The organism is Salinirubrum litoreum (genome assembly GCF_020567425.1).
Lineage (GTDB): Archaea > Halobacteriota > Halobacteria > Halobacteriales > Haloferacaceae > Salinirubrum > Salinirubrum litoreum.
Genome location: NZ_JAJCVJ010000002.1, coordinates 43,307 through 59,174, shown reverse-complemented (window position 1 = coordinate 59,174; position 15,868 = coordinate 43,307). Strand labels below are relative to the sequence as shown.

Below are 15,868 nucleotides of genomic sequence, written 5' to 3'. Positions count from 1 at the left end.
CGAGACCACACAGTCACTGCTCTCTCGCCTGACCACCGCCTCCTGTAGTTGGTTCTACTGTCTTGACGAGATGCCGTAGTTCGTCGATAGAGAGTGGTTCGATCTCCTGTCGATCTCCAGTCTCCGTGTAAAAGATGTTGGCAGTGATCTCGCGCTCGGGATAGACCTCGCACGCGACCCGGTAGTACACACTCAGTTGCTTGCGATACTCCGCCTCACCGTGTCGCCCACGGTCGGTCTTGTAGTCGACAATCTCGACCCGATCCGGTGTCACGTGCACGAGGTCGACGACCCCCGAAATCGTGACGCGCTCACTGCCGACAGACAGCGGGAGGTAGGCGTCTTCTTCGACCAGCAGGTCGCCATCGAGGCCGTCGAGGAACGCTTCGACGTGTTCTTCGTCAGTATTCCGCGGCTCGACACCCTCATCGAGTGCGTACGCCTCGGCGAAGTCGTGGACCTGCGTGCCGAACTCGGTCCCCCGGCCACCCTCGACGTCCTCGAAGACGTCATCGCGCATGAGCGTGTGCGGCGTGTGGCCTCGTGGGCCCGCTGGAACAGACATCTCGACCTGGAGGGCAGTCTGCTCGGTCTTCTCTTGGGTGGTCTCTGTGACGTCGGGCGTGACTCTCTCCACCTCGACCGGGAGTTCCTCGATGAAGGTGTTCGGCTCCTCGCCAGCAGTGAAGACGACGTGGCTCTCGGCGCGTGTGATGGCGACGTACAGAAGCCGGCGTTCCTCGTCGTACTCGCGAGGCAGGCACTTCCGCAGGACGTCGGCCCGCCAGTCGTCGTAGACGTGTGGCAGTCCGTGGGCCTCCTCCGAGTACACCTTCCGCTGGCGCAAGCCGACCGGGTCGTCGTAGCTGATGACCCCGCTCCCACCGCCGCCCGGCGGGAAGCGCCCGCTGTTCATGTTCGCGAGAATGACGATGGGATACTCGAGGCCCTTCGTGGCGTGAATCGTCTGGACGGTCACCGAGTTCGTCCCCGCACCCGCCTGCACTTCGTGGGTGCTGCCGGCCTCGATGGACCGTTCGATGAACCGAATGAGGTCACCTCGGGTCTGTGTCGTCGCGTTGTGGACGGACTGGAGCGTGTGGAGGACGACGTCGGCGGTCGGCCCGTCGTAGCCGTAGCGGGCGAACACACGCCGTGCGACGCCGCCCAGCGTCTCCATCCCCCGGAGCGCTTCGCGGAACTCGACCATGTTCTCGGGATACGTCTCGCGTTCGAGGATCGCGTCGACCTTGTCGAGTGTGTAGCCGGCTCGCTCCAGTGTGACCGCCCAGCCGCGGTCGACGTCGTCTTCGAGGATGCGCAGCCAGGCGAGCAGGAGTTTCGCCTGATCGGTCCTGAACAGTTCGATACCCCCCTCGTAGGCCATCGGCAAGCCGTACTCCTCGGCGGTCCCGAGCAACTCGCGGCCGAAGTCACGAGTGCGCGTCAGCACGGCGATGTCCCCGTACCGTGGTTCCCGGAGATCACCGTCTTCGTCCTCGACGCGGTACGTTTCGTTGCCGACGATCTCTTGAATCTTCGCCAGCACTGCCTCCTGCTCCTCGTCGCTCTGGATGGCCTCGATGGTCGTGTTCTCGTGGTCCGCGTTCGACTGGAGTGAGACGATTCGGTCGTTAATGGACTCAACGTCGACGTCGTCGCGATTCGCCGCGGGAACTCGCAGGCCGTGTTCCGAGAAGTCGAGGATCTCCTGGGTGGAGCGGTAGTTCTCGACGAGTTCGATGGTGGTGACGGGCTTCGTGGAGAACGAGACGCGTTCCCGATCGCTGTTCAGCTGGTCGACGAACCGGTCGAGTCGGCTCTCGAACTCGACGATGTTGTCGACGTCGGCGTACTGGAAGCTGTAGATGCTCTGTTTCCAGTCCCCGACGACGCAGATGTTGTTCGTCCCCGAGAGCAACAGCGCGAGTTTGAACTGGATCTCACTGGAGTCCTGGAACTCGTCGATCATCACGTACTCGAACGCGACGTCCTCGCGCAGTTCGTGGTTCTCACAGAGCAGGACGAACGCGAACAGCTGGAGCATCCCGAAGTTCAGATAGTTCCGCCGTAGCGCGAACCGCAGGTACTCGTGGTAGACATCGTGGACGAACTGCTTCAATTCCTCGCGGTCTTCCTCGAAAACCCGCGACGCGAGTTCGTCGGGCACCTGCTTGCCGCTCCCGCGAATCTCCGACTTCTCGGGCGCATCCGGCAGGTAGGTCTTGTTCTGACCGTATTGGTAGAGCTTCGACCGGAGTATCGACTGCTTGCTCCCGCCGTTCCGTGGTTCGTTCAACTCGTCGAACTGTCGAGCGAACGCCGCGAAGTCCCCGTCGAGGTGGCGCTCGCTGTCTCTGTACCACCCCTCGGCGTCGGGGAATACTCCTTTCGCTGCGAGTTGGTTGATGAGGTCGAGTAGCTCCTCCGGGTTCGAGAGCGCACGGAAGTGGTCGTCGTACTCGGGGTGGTCGTCGCTGAATCGGTCGATGAATTCGCCGAACAGCGCCTGTTCGACGAGTTCGTCCTCGACGATCCGCGTCGAGCCAGTGATGCGGTCGTCGATGCCGAGGTAGGTCGGCGCGGCGTGCCCGTGCTCTTCAAGGAGATCGTGACACAGCGAGTGGAACGTCTGGATCGGTGCGTCTGCGAGTTCGCGCATCCCGTAGTGACAGTTCCCGACGATCCGCTCTTTCATCTCGGCCGCGGCGTTGTTCGTGAACGTCACCAGCAGGACGTCGTCAGGGTCGACGCCGTCCTGAGAGACGACGTTGGCGTATCGCCGCGTCACGGTGAACGTCTTGCCCGTCCCGGCGCCGGCGTCGACGAGGTAGAGCCCGTCCGTGCTGTCGATGAGTTCCCGTTGCTGGTCGTTCGGTTTGAGGTCGGTCATCGGTCACCCTCCAGGAGGAGGTCGCGGTTGTCCACGTAGCGGTAGTTCGGCTCACCGCCGAGTCCGTCGACCGGGAACCGTTCCTCGCCGGCACGTCGCCGATTCAACTCTTCGAGACGTTCGTCGACGAACGTCTCGAACGCGTCGAGGTCGTCCTCGAAGAAGGTCTGTCCACGAACGCGCGTCAACTGCCGCATCGCCTGCTTACACCCCGACTCGACGTATTTGTAGTCGCCAACGCGGTCTTTCATTCGGGCCGTCAATCGCTCGCCGAACGCCGACGCGATCAGCTCGTCGCTGTCCGTCGTGTCTGGCAGCGCCACGTCGTCGAAGACGGCCGCGTAGTCCTCGTAGTCGACCTGGCTCAGGGTCTTCTGGCAGTCGTTCGCGCCGTCTGCGACGAGTTCGTCGAAGACCGCCTCGGAGCGCGCGTACTCGGCGAACGTCTGCGGCTTGTAGGAGACGGTCGTCAGTGTATCGTCGAGGTCGACCTCGCCGGTGACGACGTCGTCGAGCGTCTCGAGGAAGTGGAAGAAGGTGAACTCGAGTTCCTGGTCGGGGTACTGTGACCGCCAGTGAGTGAGGTACAGCAGTGCCTGGAAGTTCGGTGTGTCACTCGGCGGATCGAGTGCCGAGTGCTTGACGACTCGGGAGGCACTCTTGCGGCTCCCGCTCTTGTGGTCTACCAACCGTGACGGCGAGTGAATCAGGTCGATCTTGCCTTTCAGCCCCAGGTCCTCGTTCTCGAACCACCGTTCCGTGATGGGCGAGTCGACGGGTTTGTCGAAGCGCTCGGCGAAGATGTTCTGTCCCCACTGGCTCGTGGAGGTGAGGAACTCGCCGTCGACCGGCCTGTTCGCATCGAAGAACGTGGTGATCGTCTCCAGGCCGGCGCGGTACTTCGTCCGCCTCGTCGCTTCGTCGACCGACCGGACGAACGGCCGCGTCGCGTCGAGAATGTACTCCACAGTATCGTCGATAACGTCCTCGTCGACGAACTCCGGGTGGTGGATGTAGAACTCGGCGAAGTCGTGGAAGAGATTCCCCTCTTTGAAGTAGTCCTTGTCCGGGCCGTCGACGAGTCTCCCGAAGAAGTGGTCCCGAGGCGAATTGACGTAGCTCCCGAGACTCGACTGACTGATGGTCGATACCTCGGTGACGGTGGCGTCGACCGACTCCTTCCCGAATCCATCACCAGACCGATCGAATCGTCGCGTGTGCGTCTCCGAGTCCAGATCGCTGAAGCGCTCGAACTCCTCGTCGAGCAGTTCCTCGAAGTAGAGACACGGCGTCACGGGTGAACCACCCTTCGCATCCTGCACGAGGTAGTACTGGGTCGTCCCACTCTGGAGGAGCAGCTGGAACTGGTGGATGTTGCGCGTGTACTGGGCGTCCTGGTCGACCCACGGTCGGCGCGGCGCCGAGTGCGTCCAGTCCTCGTCCAGTCCCAGGTAGAAGACGACCGGGCGGTCGACGTAGGCGGCCGACTTCGCGTCCGCGAGCAACACACCCTCGTTCTCACGGTCGACGGGGACCTCGTAACTCTGGAGGTAGAACATGAGTCGATCCACGGCGCGCTCGGTCGCGCGTGTACCGGCGATGCCGAGCGTCTCCAGCTCTTCACGAAACGTCTCGAGCTGGCAGTCTGCTCTGTCCTCGAACCTGTCGAGTGCTTCGGCGAACGTCCGGGAATCGATTCGCTCACAGAAATCGACGAGCCAATTTAGATCACGGTCGTCGAGTTCGTACAGCCGTTTCTCGTCGTGTTCGACGTCCAGAGAAACGTCGAGCCGTGCGAGCAGCGGCCGTATCTCGCCGACACGGGTATCGGTGCCGCCGTGTGCAGCACGAAGCAACTGGACGAACGTGCGGTGGTCCGGCTGGTCGATGAAGCCGGGGCCACCGTAGAACGGGATGTCCTCGGCCTCGAAGGCAGACTCGATGAGCGCAGAGAACTCACTCCCCTGATCGAGCACGACAGCGACGTCGCCGGCAGTCTCCTCGGTAGCGGCATCGACGACCGTCTCGACGATCGCCGTCGAGGAGTCGAAGATGTGGAACGGGGGCTGCTCGAACTCCTGCTCCCCGAACGTGTCGTACGTCTCGTAGTGTTCGGGGAGAATCGAGCGCTCTAGCTGGGTCAGTTGGTCGGCGCCCACGACGGCGACGTCCTGACCGTCGTCGATTCGATACTCGGTGAGTCGCCGCGACGTCGTCTCGAGGTCGGCGATGTGCTGGACGGCTTGCCGTGTCGCCTCGTCGACGTACTCGTCGTACTCGAGAATCGCGTCGAGACGGCCCTGGTGTTCCCAGCACTGGAGGATGTTCCCGATGGCGTACGCGGCGCGCTTCCAGTCCAGGTCTGTCTGCTCGACGAGTTCGAGGAAGGCGATCCTGTCCTCGGCTTCTTCCCGGCGCCCCGCCGCGAGACGACGCGGCGTTATCGCGAACGAGCCGAGGTGTGGCCTGTCGATCCGGCGGTTCAACGCGCTGGCCAGTGGCGCGTCCGGCACCACGACGAGGTCGTATTCGGCGACCTCCTCGTAGAGAGCGTCGATCGGTTTGGCCCGAGGAAATGACACGACAGAAAAGACTGCTGTCAACTAATAAAGGTTGATAGAAGGAATAAGAACCTGACTTCATTCTCTGGGATGGGCTGTTGTCTCTCGGTATACTCATCAACCTCGCGCTAACCGTGTCAATAATAGTGGAGTCGCTGTAGACCCCTGATTAACTGGAGTTAAAGGGTTTGACGAAAGTTGCTTAAGCTAAGTTCTCTTGTATTATAAAATATATCAAAGGATTTTTATCTTGGCTATAAGCATCTAGATTGAATGTCACGTACACTGGACCCGCAGTGGACTAGTCAGTCCGAGACGATGCGAGTCTTGGATCCACTCGGGGCCGAATCGACCGAATCTACTCTCCAGTCCCGGATGTTTCACCCGATACTCAGCATGGCGGTCACCCAGCGACTCAGGTATCTCTCATTTTGGTGTTGGGTGACGGCGAACCTTGACGGCGATGCGCCAACTGATCGTGCACTCTACGAGAAAGTGGTGCTTCTCGGCAGCGATCCGCATGCCTGTCCAGAAGAGGGAACGAGCACAAATGGGACTCTGAACCCTCCTGATGAGCTTTCGGAAGCGTTGGCTGATGATAGTATTGACGAGGTCCCGATTGACGCTGAGACCGTTTCTATCGGGAGTGAGGATACAGCTCGATTCGACTCGTATTATTCGGGTGTCTTTTACAACCTCCTTTTGCTCGAAAACGACCAGACAGTAACACCTCTTGGACAGGCTCTTGCAGACGCCTATGACGCCGCCGTGACCTTTGAGTTTGAATCCGTGCAGGCAGCAGTCGAAGCTGAAACGCTATCAAGATCGTTGATAGAGCGAGTCTGTAATTCCGGGTGCTTCTGCCAGATCTCCTCACAGGAGCGCGAGATTCTGCGGAATGCATACTGGTATCTAGTGTCGCCAACAGTCGAGTATGATTCTCTTCAGTTCGATCAGGAGTCGGGACCGGAGCAGTTGCACCTCCGGGAGTTCCTGCTGACCGATTCTAAGCAACTTGAGACAGCAAGTATTGAGGCCGAATTATTAGGCGTCAGTGCAGCTGATGTGGAGATGGGGAGTGAAAATCTAGAACAGTTCTTTGAGGAAGGACGGCATCAATTTGTTCGATCCTCGTTGACTCTGCTGTTAGCGACCGGAGATTGGGCTGATCGACGGCCAACCGCATCGCCGTCTTTCGAGCACCTGACTGATGCGCGTGAAGTGTGGCGGTTCTTGATACATGCTGAATATGCGTCATATGGAATTCAAGCACTGTTTCTAGCAGTCCAAGGGGTAATCCGAGAATTGGAACCCATCTTCCCATCAGATGTGTTATCATCCCTATTTGACCATGATGAGTTCGACTCGGTTGCCGGCCGCGCATTAGAAGGAATCAACCTTGCTATCGATCCCGGGGCGGATAGGTCAACGTTGAATGACGTGCGTGATGCAGTCTACTTTGGGGAGGCACCAACCGGAAATTTCGAATCGACGCTACCCGATGGGCCCAGTCTGACGGATATGTCTTGGGCCGATGTTACCTCCCGCCTTGTTGCAGCGGATACTGAGACGTCCGAGGAGTCGTGCTTTAGCCTCACCGGCCACAGCGAACGCGCCTACAAGCATCAATTGCAGTCGGTACTGGCCGATGCAAGTACGGTCGCTGAGTACCGCAAAGTGGCTGCCCTCGCGGCAGTGCTACTGGCTCGGGTCAGTACTAGGTATGAAGAATATTTTGTCACTGACCCTCTCGAACCGTTTCTGGCATGGTTCAAAACGGCACATGACCATCCCGGGCCACAAACGTGCTGGGACGTTGCGAATGACTGCGAGATGCTCCCATCGCTTGCAACGAACCGTGCGGACTGGGAGGGATCACCGTTTGCTTACACGACCGCTGCATTCGCCAAGCGGTGGACACTGACTGAATACTTCGAGCGCCTTTTCGAGAAGATCGGTGATTCGAATGGCCGGAGTCCACAGCTGCTTCACCTGAACACCGATGGAACACTGACTTTTGATTATCAGGTCAATGATGGCGACCTGTACAACCGAGGGTTACCGAACGCACCTACAATCAAATGGCACCGAATCGGTGATATCGGCTATGAGCTCGATCTCCTCGAAACCAATCGTCTGGATTCGTTGTCACTGACTGAGTCTGGTCGGGCATTCATCGGGAGCTTCATGGAGGCATCCAGATGAGCCTGCTCGAATGGCTAGCCAGTGATCAGCGTGTCATGGAGGGGGCGTTACTGACGACGTTCCCGTTTTCGCCAGGGTTCTTCGAGCGGTCCGCCCTTCCAGCTCTCCGATCGAAACGACGGAATATTCGAACAGCGGTCCTGATGGATGAGCGCCAGTATGAGGATTCAATTGCACCTGATGAGCCAACAGAGACACTTGGACAGACCGCTGGCACTGCACTTGGCCAAGCCTATCACGTCAGTCCAATCCGTCCACCGACCAACCGAACCTTCCATCCGAAGGTGCACCTGCTTACCGGTCAGAATCGTGTCCAGGTCATGGTCGGAAGCGGGAACCTGACTCATCCTGGACTGACAACAAATCAAGAAATTGCAACTCAGTTTACGCTTCCTGCTGATCCCGACGGTGACGAGACCGGATCAGAGTCAGCGGCTACACGAGCTATGCAAGCGAGGCTCTACTGCGATCTCGAAGAGTACCTCCATACACTCCTCAATAGCGAATTTGGTCGAACAGTCGATTCGGCGACGAGACAGACAATCGACCACACGCTCGGAGCTGCCGCATGGGTCCATGATATCGATACTACCCAGCTGACCTCGACTGCGGACGCAACACGACTATTCCATTCACTCTCTCAGCCAATCCTCGAACAGGCCATTGCGGCGATCGAGGATCGAGGAGAACAGCTCCAATCGGTGGACATTATCGCTCCGTTCTATGGAACCTCAATGCGCGTCCCGGAGTACTTCATGTCCAAAGAGATTGAGACGACACTCTGGCTGCAGAGAGACAGAAGCCAACTTGACTCGGATGCCTTTGCCACATGGTTGCAACGAGACGGTACGGCTGCACTCGAGTATGATAGCCACCGCTACGTCCACGGTAAACTGCTTGTCTTCCGGACTGAGAAGGCCACCTACTGCTTGAGTGGTAGCCCGAACGCCTCGCAGGCTGCCCTGCTCTCTTCAGCAAAGAACGGAGGGAATATCGAGACGGCGCTTTTCCGTCGGAAGCCGAGACTCGATGGATTCGCATATTTACTTGAAGCAAATCCATTTGAAAAAGCCATTCCTACAACTGCCGAAGATTTCGAACCGGCGGATCTCAACGGTTTGTTCGAGAGTCGTGAGCCGACTCCAACAGAAAAGGCCGGCCCGGTAGTGAGTCTCTCAAACGTTAGCTACCACCGATATGGATCGTTCGATGGTGGGACAGTCAAACTCCGTGGAGATGTGTCTCCAGAACTTAAGTCAGCCCTCGAATCAGGTGAGGGCACACTCCAGATCGGAGCTCGTCAGGATGCGCCAACTGACACCTACGGACTTTCGCCGATAGATCTTGAGTGGAATCAGACCGAGGGAATCGAATCACAGTCGAGCGATCAGCGGCTTGCGTTCGAGTATTCAAGTCGCCACGTCGAGCAGGAAGCGAATGGGCCATTCAGACTGGGGGGTGTCGCTCGGCTTGTTATTGATGGGACCACATCGAATCCGCGATGGCTCCAAGTCTACACCCCGGACAGTAATACAGCAACGGCTGAGGAACTCACCGAATCCGGTACGACAGCGGTGCCTGAGCAGGTATTTGGACTGTATCTCAGTGAGGGAGAAGATCAGGAAACGATCCGCGACTCAATGTCAGCACTACTCCAAGCTCTGAACAATCGGAGCGATGCAGATACTCCTGCTGAACCCAGCGGACTCCGCGAGGAGTCGGACAGCGGACCACGGGGGGGCCTCAGACTGACCGCCTGGAATACGGGGTCAAGTCATGATCCCAATGATCTGTTGGTAACCTATCTGGAAAACTGGCAGGAAGAGCTCCGGACCTACGTTAGGCAGACCTCCCAATCAGAGCCTTGCGCAACAGCCGTTAGTCATCGATTACGGGCAATCAATTCTGTCTCGCTCCAGTTGCTGATCCTTGATTCGGCAGTTCCGGATCCAACGGTTCCGACACAAGACGTTGTCAACTGTCTCCATGACGTGTACACTGATCGCTCCGAGGGTCGGGTTCAGAGTTTACTGGAACAGTACTTGTACAATCTGAAACTTGGCAAATCTCCCTCCGAGGTACCTGAAGAAATCTTCAAAGAGATCCAGTCTAACTTGCTTCCGAACCTGCTGTTTGCAGCGATCGTGATGGACGCCCATCTCGCGGATGATGTTGATCAATATCACAAACAGTACGGCTGGGCATTCGAACAACTGATAAACGAATGCTGCCCTGTTGGCTACCCTTCTGCGAGGTTATTCAGTAGTGAGGATCTCACCAGATTAACGACCCAGATCACCGACGCTACCACCTCTCTCATTGAGACAATAGAAAATAGCGCTCGATTACGACGTCACGCAAATTCTCGCTACCTCTCGGAGTCACGGCTTCGAGAGGCCGTTGTGGAGATACTGGCTCGATCTATCTTGTATGCTGGTCCGGAGGCGATACGCGAAGTACGGGACGCGGGTGAATCGACAAACACAATCGAGCACATTTTCGATAACAGAGCTGAATTTCTCCCTCCTGGTAAACGTAGGGCCGTAGAGTCTGTATTATAGCATACATTGGCATCCGTTACTCGCTAATTCAGTGTGGCCGATCGTAGCCGACTCACAATTTGATTCATTCAGTCTACGTGGTAGATTCGATGTCACAGCTGGGAGATCAGCGAGTCCGACGTCAAGGTAGATCCGGGTATCTTTCCCCGACGAGTAAATTGACCTATCTCACTCGTCGTCCACCCAAGCAAGTCGCTCGTTGTACTGAGCGAGATACTCACTCGATGGCGGGTCGTTGGGGAACTCTACTGCCTCTCCTGCACGATCTGTGATCGTCTCTCGCAACCACTGACTCTCAAACGTCAGGTCGGGCCGCGGCACGATCTCGTACTCTTCTGAGAGCGTGAACAGGTCCCGCTCGAAGGCCTGGTGGTGGTTCCGACAGAGGAGGAGCCCGTTTGCGGGATCTCCCCGTTCGCCCTCAAACTTCTCCCACTCGAGGATGTGCGCTGCCTCCAGTAACGTCGGCTTCTCGATGTCACAGAGGACACACTGGTCGTCGTACCGTTCCCTGACGGCAGCACGGAACTTCGCTTGCCCCCGCCGAACCGTCTGTGTCGAGGTTGTCTCTCCAGTCTCTACTGTCTCCGTCCCAGAGACAGTTGACATGGACGTACTCGACCCCGACGTCGACGTGCTAGTCTGGCCCCCACCGAGGTCATCTCTGATCTCCTCGGCTCTGTACGCGAGCTCGTCTTCTTGCCCGTAGAACTCTTCCCAGATATTCCGACAATCCGAACCCACGTTCGACATCCCTTCCGTTCCCTCGGGATCGAGATGACGGAAGTTCGCAAGCCTGAGCGCGATCGAGTTCGACGATCTTCCTGTGAGGGTTGCAACGTCCTGGACGTCCGGATCTGAGTCGTCGTGCGTGATCTCCGGATGGTTGAGATAGAGGTCGAGTGCGAGGATGTACTCCTCACGAGACCAGCGTCCGCCGCTGTCACCGGGTGTCGACTGTGCGGTACGCTCCTGGCTGACTTCGAGGAGTGCCTCACGAGCTGCACTCGGGATGTCCTTCTCCAGGAGGAACTCGACGTACGGCTGGACGACGCTATCGCCCTTCTTCGCCGTCCCTGTCAGTGCCGCATAGTGGAGATCTGGCGACTCGTTCCACTCTTCGGAGTAGGTCTCATCGAACCGTCGAGCCGGAGCTTCCCCGCAATAGATGATCCACTCGTAGTCTCGCTCATCCCCTTCGTGGTCGCGCCAGTCGGGTGGGAGAATCGACTGATCGTCGACGCGTCGTGCTTCTCTGAACGTCCACAGCGCCCGGACGCCCTCGCCGTTGACCCTGATGATGAGGAGATCTCCGGGGTTGAGTTCACTCGGGTCTGGTGAGCTACCACCTGCGGGGATGCCGTGCCACGGCTGGTTGTGGTGTCGTTCGGGGTGGTCGTCCGTATCTGGTCCTTCGTAGTAGTGATCCCAGTGTGACGGGATGGTGTTGAGTAGCCACGTCTTCGTCATCTAGGTGTCAGCAAGCAGTGCTGTTCGGGTGAACCTATGTACCAAAGTAGTCAATTTGGTCGGCGGAAGTCGGGTACTGCTACCGGTTTTCTCGTTGCCACTGGGAGAGCTCTTCGTTGATCGTGTCTGTCTTCTCAGGGTCGAATCGCTGCTCGTTATCCTCGAGTTTTGCTTCGACTGCATCGAGCAGGTCGATATCGAGTCTGGTTGCCATCCCCAGACAGTAGATCACGATATCAGCGAGTTCCTCTTCGACGTCTGTAACGAGGTTCTCGTTCTTCTGGAGTTCGTCTGGTTTGAGGTTGTCGTGCCAGAGGAAGCATTCTACCAGTTCGCTCGCTTCGACGCTGATTGCTTCTGCGAGATTCTTCGGGGTATGAAACTGCTCCCAGTTTCTCTGGGCAACGAACTGTTCGTATCGAAGCTGGAGGTCCTCGAGATCGGTCATCATATGGTGCTGCGTCTGTTAGAGGTATAAACAATTCCCGTGTGGGTGTGCATATTACCGTTCGACTAACAGAGTGGTGACAGTCGGACTTAGCCCTCGGGCGATTTTGTAGCGAGGTGATGTGTCTGAGTCTCTGACGAGAGGCGAAAATTTAATCGGACTCGGTGTTGTCCGAGAGAGACTCCGTCCACCCCATCTCATCGCGTGGCTCAAATCCCTCCTTTTCGAGGATATGCTCCATCGCGTCGTACATCACGTTGTTAGTCACGATTTCGGATTTCCCATGTTTGGTGCTCAGTTCGACGAGCTCCTGTAGTGCGGCACGGCCGACACCTTTCTCCCGCCAATGCATCTCGACGACGAAGCTCTCCAGTCTCCCGGGGATGCCCTCGATCGCGCCGGCGTACTCACCGTCAACGAGAATTTGATATCCGATGATGCCCTCCTCAAGCGTACCTGTTCTGGTGGGACCTCGTCGTACTCGTCACTCAGGTGCATCGCTACTCACTCACCTCCTGGAGCGACTCGATCTCTTCGCGGGGTTGTCGAATCTCGTGCTACTGGCCGACGCAGATCGAGACGAGGTGAGTGAGCTCTGGTGTGTAGTGGTTTCGGGCACCGCCGGCCACCGAGTGGCGGTTGACGTGTTTCACGAGGTCGTCGAACGCCAACTGTCGGTCGTGGCGGAGTGCGCGGTAGTAGTTCGTGTACTCGTCCTCCCAGTCGCTGATCTTGTCGCGGTACGTCGGGATGGCGCATCCCATGTGATCTTCCTCTGACGATGCGGGATGTATACTAGCCATACCCCCGGGGTGGAAAGGGTTCGATAAGGTAGAGGCTAGTGGGTGAAGCCTCCCGGTCACGACCAGACGTGAGTGCCAGACATGACGCGGATTTCGAGAATGAAACAGGGAAGGAACGACCCTGCGAGAACGGACGGTGTGTTTCGAAGTACATCACTCCCACAGAGTGTTACAACAGAACAACTTTATATTGGAGATTTAATCTGTTGGTATGAGGAGACGTAAATTCCTCGCTGGGGCGGCCCTCTTCGCGACTGCCGGCTGTCTCGGTGGCGAAGGAGAGTCTGGTTCCTCACCCACACGAGTAACGGAAGCGAGTACTGAGACCTCAACTGCAACTGCTACCGAAACAGCCACCCGAACAGAAACGGCCACCGAAACGTCCACGCCTACTGAAAGCCCTACTCCGACCTCTGTCTCGCCAGATTTCGTCATTGAAATTGAGACTGGTGGATCATGGTCCGGTTCGATCGCAACAGGTGGTGCTTCGAAGTCCGTCGATGGATCCGGTGATACGGTCTACGAGGTGCGGGACGCATCACTCGTAAGTACGAGCATTCAGAAGGAAGGCAGTGGCTCGGGAAAGCTGACAGTCCGAATCCGCGCCGATGGTGAGGTAGTGGCTAAGGGAAGTACGACATCCGCATACGGTGTTGTAGCTGTCTCCTCAAGTGATTCGTTCGGCGGAGGTAGCTCTGGTTCGAGCGGAGATTCTGCGTACTCTGTACGGATAGAGTACGATGGTAGCTGGCGAGGAAGCGTCGGAACTGCTGGTTCGCAACGAAGCGTCGACGGAAGCGGTAGTCGGACGATCGAGATCGATGGAGACCCGAACGTCATCTCGGTGAGCGCTCAAAAACAGGACGACACCGACCGGAAGCTGACTGTTAAAATACTGAACGACGGTAATGTTGCAAAGGAATCCTCAACGACGGCAGAGTACGGAGTGGTCACTGTCTCCGCCTCGTTCTACTAGACATTGAAACAGGTGACCGATCGCTGGCGCGACACCCTCCGCGACCGCGTCCTCCCGGAGTACGCCCTCGACCAGTGGCGCGTCACTCAGTCGCTCGTCGTCGCGGTGCTGCTGATCTACAACGCGGAGATCGTCGTCCGCCTCGCGCTCGGCGCACCGACGGTCCGGGTGGCGATGGCCTACTCGTTTCTGAACTATCCCGAGCTGCCGTGGCCGCTCGCGCCGATTGAGGCGCGGATGCGTACTCGGGGGTTCTCGTATTCGTCACCGGGTACGTCTCGATGCTGTGCCGGGCGGTGAGGAGTTGAGCCTGCCGCTAACGTTCTTGGGTGTTGTTGTGATCGGGGCGATGGCGCTGGACTTGTGGGGTGTAGTTACTGATGGATCGTTGGGGCTGAATATGGGACACCTATCCGGATTCTCTTCTGGAGTCCTTTTCCGTTCCCTCAGATGAACTCCCGTCGGCGGTATCGTTGAGATTATTCTCAAGTGTACTGATTACCTCATCTCTAGTCTCAATTAGATCGTATATCAGTTCTCGGACCTCGTCAGCGCGCTCTTCTGCACCCTGTCTCTGTTTGAGACTGTGTGACTGCGAAAACAAAATCTCCTTTAGACCCCTCTGAGCCGAAATGTCGTACTGGTTCTGCATCTTCATCGCCGTATCTATCATCTGCACTTGCGTATAATAATCAACGACTATCGAGATTTCTTCCTCAGTTAACTTGCCAATTTCTCCCGCATTCTGGCTGTACACTGTCCTCGGGATGATGTCTCCGGCATAGCTCATAAACGGACTATACTCTTCCGCGAACGAGTCTAGGCCCTCAGTCCGTCTAACTTCTCCGAGTAACCCCCGTCTGAGTTTATCCCGGCTCATCTCGTCTTTCTTTTTCCTCCACTCCTTCTCTTCTTGACGTGCTATCTCAGTCTCTCTAGCCATTCTCCGGGTTTCCACTGTATACCACCCTGTCAAGACAACGAGGACGACTGTCGCAGAGCCAGAAACGAAGGTCGCATATTCACCGGGAGTTCTAATTCCCTGGGTCAGAATCATCACGGAACTCAAGAGTAATGCTGCAAGAGTCGAGATGACTATAATCCCGAGCACCACCACGAATAATGCCATCTCCATTGTCGAGAAATCGTCTAAGAGCGAACTGACGGAGGTAGTATCGTTCATAAACACAGCGTCGCCTTAGACGCAGAAATATGTTTCAACAGTAGATAGTGACTATGTCGAACGCGCGCCAGGTTCTGTGAGTTCAGGATTCCACTCTTACCACAATAGACCGACGACTGAGCGGGCACGGAGATCATCGCCGTCTCGTAGTCTCTGAATCGGGAACGTTGAATAGGGAACACTCGGTGTTCCAGAGCAGGATGACAAAACTATTCGAGACGTGGGAATTCAACGCGGTCAGAGACATTCTCCTTGGTGGGTTCGGAGGGATGGCAGTTCGAATCGGGGACGGTGCTGTCCTCGGTATTCAACCACCAGGCAACTTCCCCGGGCTTGTTGCAATCGGCATAGTCGTCTTGGGAGTGCTCAAACTCATCGAGATAGCCTACACCGACATCTTCCCGTCACGATCCACTTCGGAGAAGTAATTAGTTCGTGTACAGGACCACTTCCAGTTTCACCGTACGTCTGGCGCACGGCTTTCAGTAGATAGTCCATCGAGTGTACACGATGGAGACGAGGAGTCTAACAGGAATCGAGCGACACCGCTACCGCTGCCCGCACGGGCATGCGAACTGGGAACCGCGAGACGGTGCGTTCTACTGCGTGACCTGTCTCACGCGCTGGGGACGAGACCCGTATTTTCGAGAGTTGGAAGACGACCGGACGGGCGAGGAGATCGGGCCGGAGGCGTTCGATGGGATCGAGTGAGTTCGTATGGCTCCCGCCGCTCGACGAGCCTGTGGAGTGTGCGTGTGGACAGGTGTT

13 protein-coding genes are annotated in these 15,868 nt (G+C 57.3%); 6 read left to right on the top strand and 7 right to left on the bottom strand.

Annotated features, from left to right (window positions below; all coding sequences use genetic code 11):
• Nucleotides 1-13 precede the first annotated feature (13 nt).
• Both LI337_RS08925 and LI337_RS08920 read right to left on the bottom strand, forming a co-directional pair.
• A complete protein-coding gene (locus LI337_RS08925; RefSeq protein ID WP_227229499.1) occupies nt 14-2,893 on the bottom strand; it encodes a UvrD-helicase domain-containing protein in 2,880 nt (959 codons plus the stop codon).
• The gene (locus LI337_RS08920) at nt 2,890-5,475 is read right to left on the bottom strand and encodes a PD-(D/E)XK nuclease family protein (RefSeq protein ID WP_227229498.1); all 2,586 of its coding nucleotides are present in this window, start codon (nt 5,473-5,475) and stop codon (nt 2,890-2,892) included. The genes LI337_RS08925 and LI337_RS08920 overlap by 4 nt, the downstream gene beginning before the upstream one ends.
• 252 nt (nt 5,476-5,727) lie before the next feature.
• Here LI337_RS08920 and LI337_RS08915 point away from each other — a divergent pair, with 252 nt between their 5' ends.
• Together LI337_RS08915 and LI337_RS08910 are read left to right on the top strand one after the other, a co-directional pair.
• The gene (locus tag LI337_RS08915) at nt 5,728-7,659 is read left to right on the top strand and encodes a hypothetical protein (RefSeq protein WP_227229497.1); all 1,932 of its coding nucleotides are present in this window, start codon (nt 5,728-5,730) and stop codon (nt 7,657-7,659) included.
• Nucleotides 7,656-10,220, top strand: a complete 2,565-nt coding sequence (locus LI337_RS08910; RefSeq protein ID WP_227229496.1) for a phospholipase D-like domain-containing protein — start codon at nt 7,656-7,658, stop codon at nt 10,218-10,220. Before LI337_RS08915 ends, LI337_RS08910 begins: the two co-directional genes overlap by 4 nt.
• Before the next feature lie 168 nt (nt 10,221-10,388).
• Here the strand turns inward: LI337_RS08910 and LI337_RS08905 are convergent, their stop codons facing one another.
• The 4 genes from LI337_RS08905 to LI337_RS08890 form a co-directional block, all read right to left on the bottom strand.
• Nucleotides 10,389-11,690: an HNH endonuclease gene (locus LI337_RS08905; RefSeq protein ID WP_227229495.1), complete on the bottom strand. Its 1,302-nt coding sequence runs from the start codon at nt 11,688-11,690 to the stop codon at nt 10,389-10,391.
• 79 nt (nt 11,691-11,769) lie between these two features.
• On the bottom strand, nt 11,770-12,138 hold the full coding sequence (locus tag LI337_RS08900) for a nucleotide pyrophosphohydrolase (RefSeq protein WP_227229494.1): 369 nt from the start codon (nt 12,136-12,138) through the stop codon (nt 11,770-11,772).
• 151 nt (nt 12,139-12,289) lie between these two features.
• Entirely contained in the window at nt 12,290-12,562 is a 273-nt protein-coding gene (locus tag LI337_RS08895; protein ID WP_345777766.1) for a GNAT family N-acetyltransferase, read from the bottom strand.
• A 133-nt stretch (nt 12,563-12,695) separates the two neighbouring features.
• The gene (locus tag LI337_RS08890) at nt 12,696-12,902 is read right to left on the bottom strand and encodes a DUF8156 family protein (RefSeq protein ID WP_227229492.1); all 207 of its coding nucleotides are present in this window, start codon (nt 12,900-12,902) and stop codon (nt 12,696-12,698) included.
• A gap of 250 nt (nt 12,903-13,152) precedes the next feature.
• On the opposite strand from LI337_RS08890, the gene LI337_RS08885 reads away from it, so the two are divergent.
• The gene (locus LI337_RS08885; RefSeq protein WP_227229491.1) at nt 13,153-13,917 is read left to right on the top strand and encodes a hypothetical protein; all 765 of its coding nucleotides are present in this window, start codon (nt 13,153-13,155) and stop codon (nt 13,915-13,917) included.
• 12 nt (nt 13,918-13,929) lie between these two features.
• Entirely contained in the window at nt 13,930-14,217 is a 288-nt protein-coding gene (locus tag LI337_RS08880; RefSeq protein ID WP_227229490.1) for a hypothetical protein, read from the top strand.
• Nucleotides 14,218-14,326: 109 nt separating this feature from the next.
• Here the strand turns inward: LI337_RS08880 and LI337_RS08875 are convergent, their stop codons facing one another.
• The gene (locus tag LI337_RS08875; protein ID WP_227229489.1) at nt 14,327-15,100 is read right to left on the bottom strand and encodes a hypothetical protein; all 774 of its coding nucleotides are present in this window, start codon (nt 15,098-15,100) and stop codon (nt 14,327-14,329) included.
• A gap of 200 nt (nt 15,101-15,300) precedes the next feature.
• Between LI337_RS08875 and LI337_RS08870 the strand changes: the two genes are divergently transcribed.
• Both LI337_RS08870 and LI337_RS08865 read left to right on the top strand, forming a co-directional pair.
• Nucleotides 15,301-15,528 carry a hypothetical protein gene (locus LI337_RS08870; RefSeq protein WP_227229488.1) on the top strand — a complete coding sequence of 76 codons (228 nt, stop codon included), beginning with the start codon at nt 15,301-15,303 and terminating at the stop codon, nt 15,526-15,528.
• A gap of 82 nt (nt 15,529-15,610) precedes the next feature.
• A complete protein-coding gene (locus LI337_RS08865) occupies nt 15,611-15,811 on the top strand; it encodes a hypothetical protein (RefSeq protein ID WP_227229487.1) in 201 nt (66 codons plus the stop codon).
• Nucleotides 15,812-15,868 lie beyond the last annotated feature (57 nt).

Excerpts from the sequence above, each read along its gene's own strand:
- LI337_RS08925 (WP_227229499.1), bottom strand. The coding sequence starts at position 2,893 with ATGACCGACCTCAAACCGAACGACCAGCAACGGGAACTCATCGACAGC.
- LI337_RS08915 (WP_227229497.1), top strand. The coding sequence starts at position 5,728 with ATGTCACGTACACTGGACCCGCAGTGGACTAGTCAGTCCGAGACGATG.
- LI337_RS08910 (WP_227229496.1), top strand. The coding sequence starts at position 7,656 with ATGAGCCTGCTCGAATGGCTAGCCAGTGATCAGCGTGTCATGGAGGGG.
- LI337_RS08905 (WP_227229495.1), bottom strand. The coding sequence starts at position 11,690 with ATGACGAAGACGTGGCTACTCAACACCATCCCGTCACACTGGGATCAC.
- LI337_RS08900 (WP_227229494.1), bottom strand. The coding sequence starts at position 12,138 with ATGACCGATCTCGAGGACCTCCAGCTTCGATACGAACAGTTCGTTGCC.
- LI337_RS08890 (WP_227229492.1), bottom strand. The coding sequence starts at position 12,902 with ATGGGATGCGCCATCCCGACGTACCGCGACAAGATCAGCGACTGGGAG.
- LI337_RS08885 (WP_227229491.1), top strand. The coding sequence starts at position 13,153 with ATGAGGAGACGTAAATTCCTCGCTGGGGCGGCCCTCTTCGCGACTGCC.
- LI337_RS08875 (WP_227229489.1), bottom strand. The coding sequence starts at position 15,100 with ATGAACGATACTACCTCCGTCAGTTCGCTCTTAGACGATTTCTCGACA.
- LI337_RS08870 (WP_227229488.1), top strand. The coding sequence starts at position 15,301 with ATGACAAAACTATTCGAGACGTGGGAATTCAACGCGGTCAGAGACATT.
- LI337_RS08865 (WP_227229487.1), top strand. The coding sequence starts at position 15,611 with ATGGAGACGAGGAGTCTAACAGGAATCGAGCGACACCGCTACCGCTGC.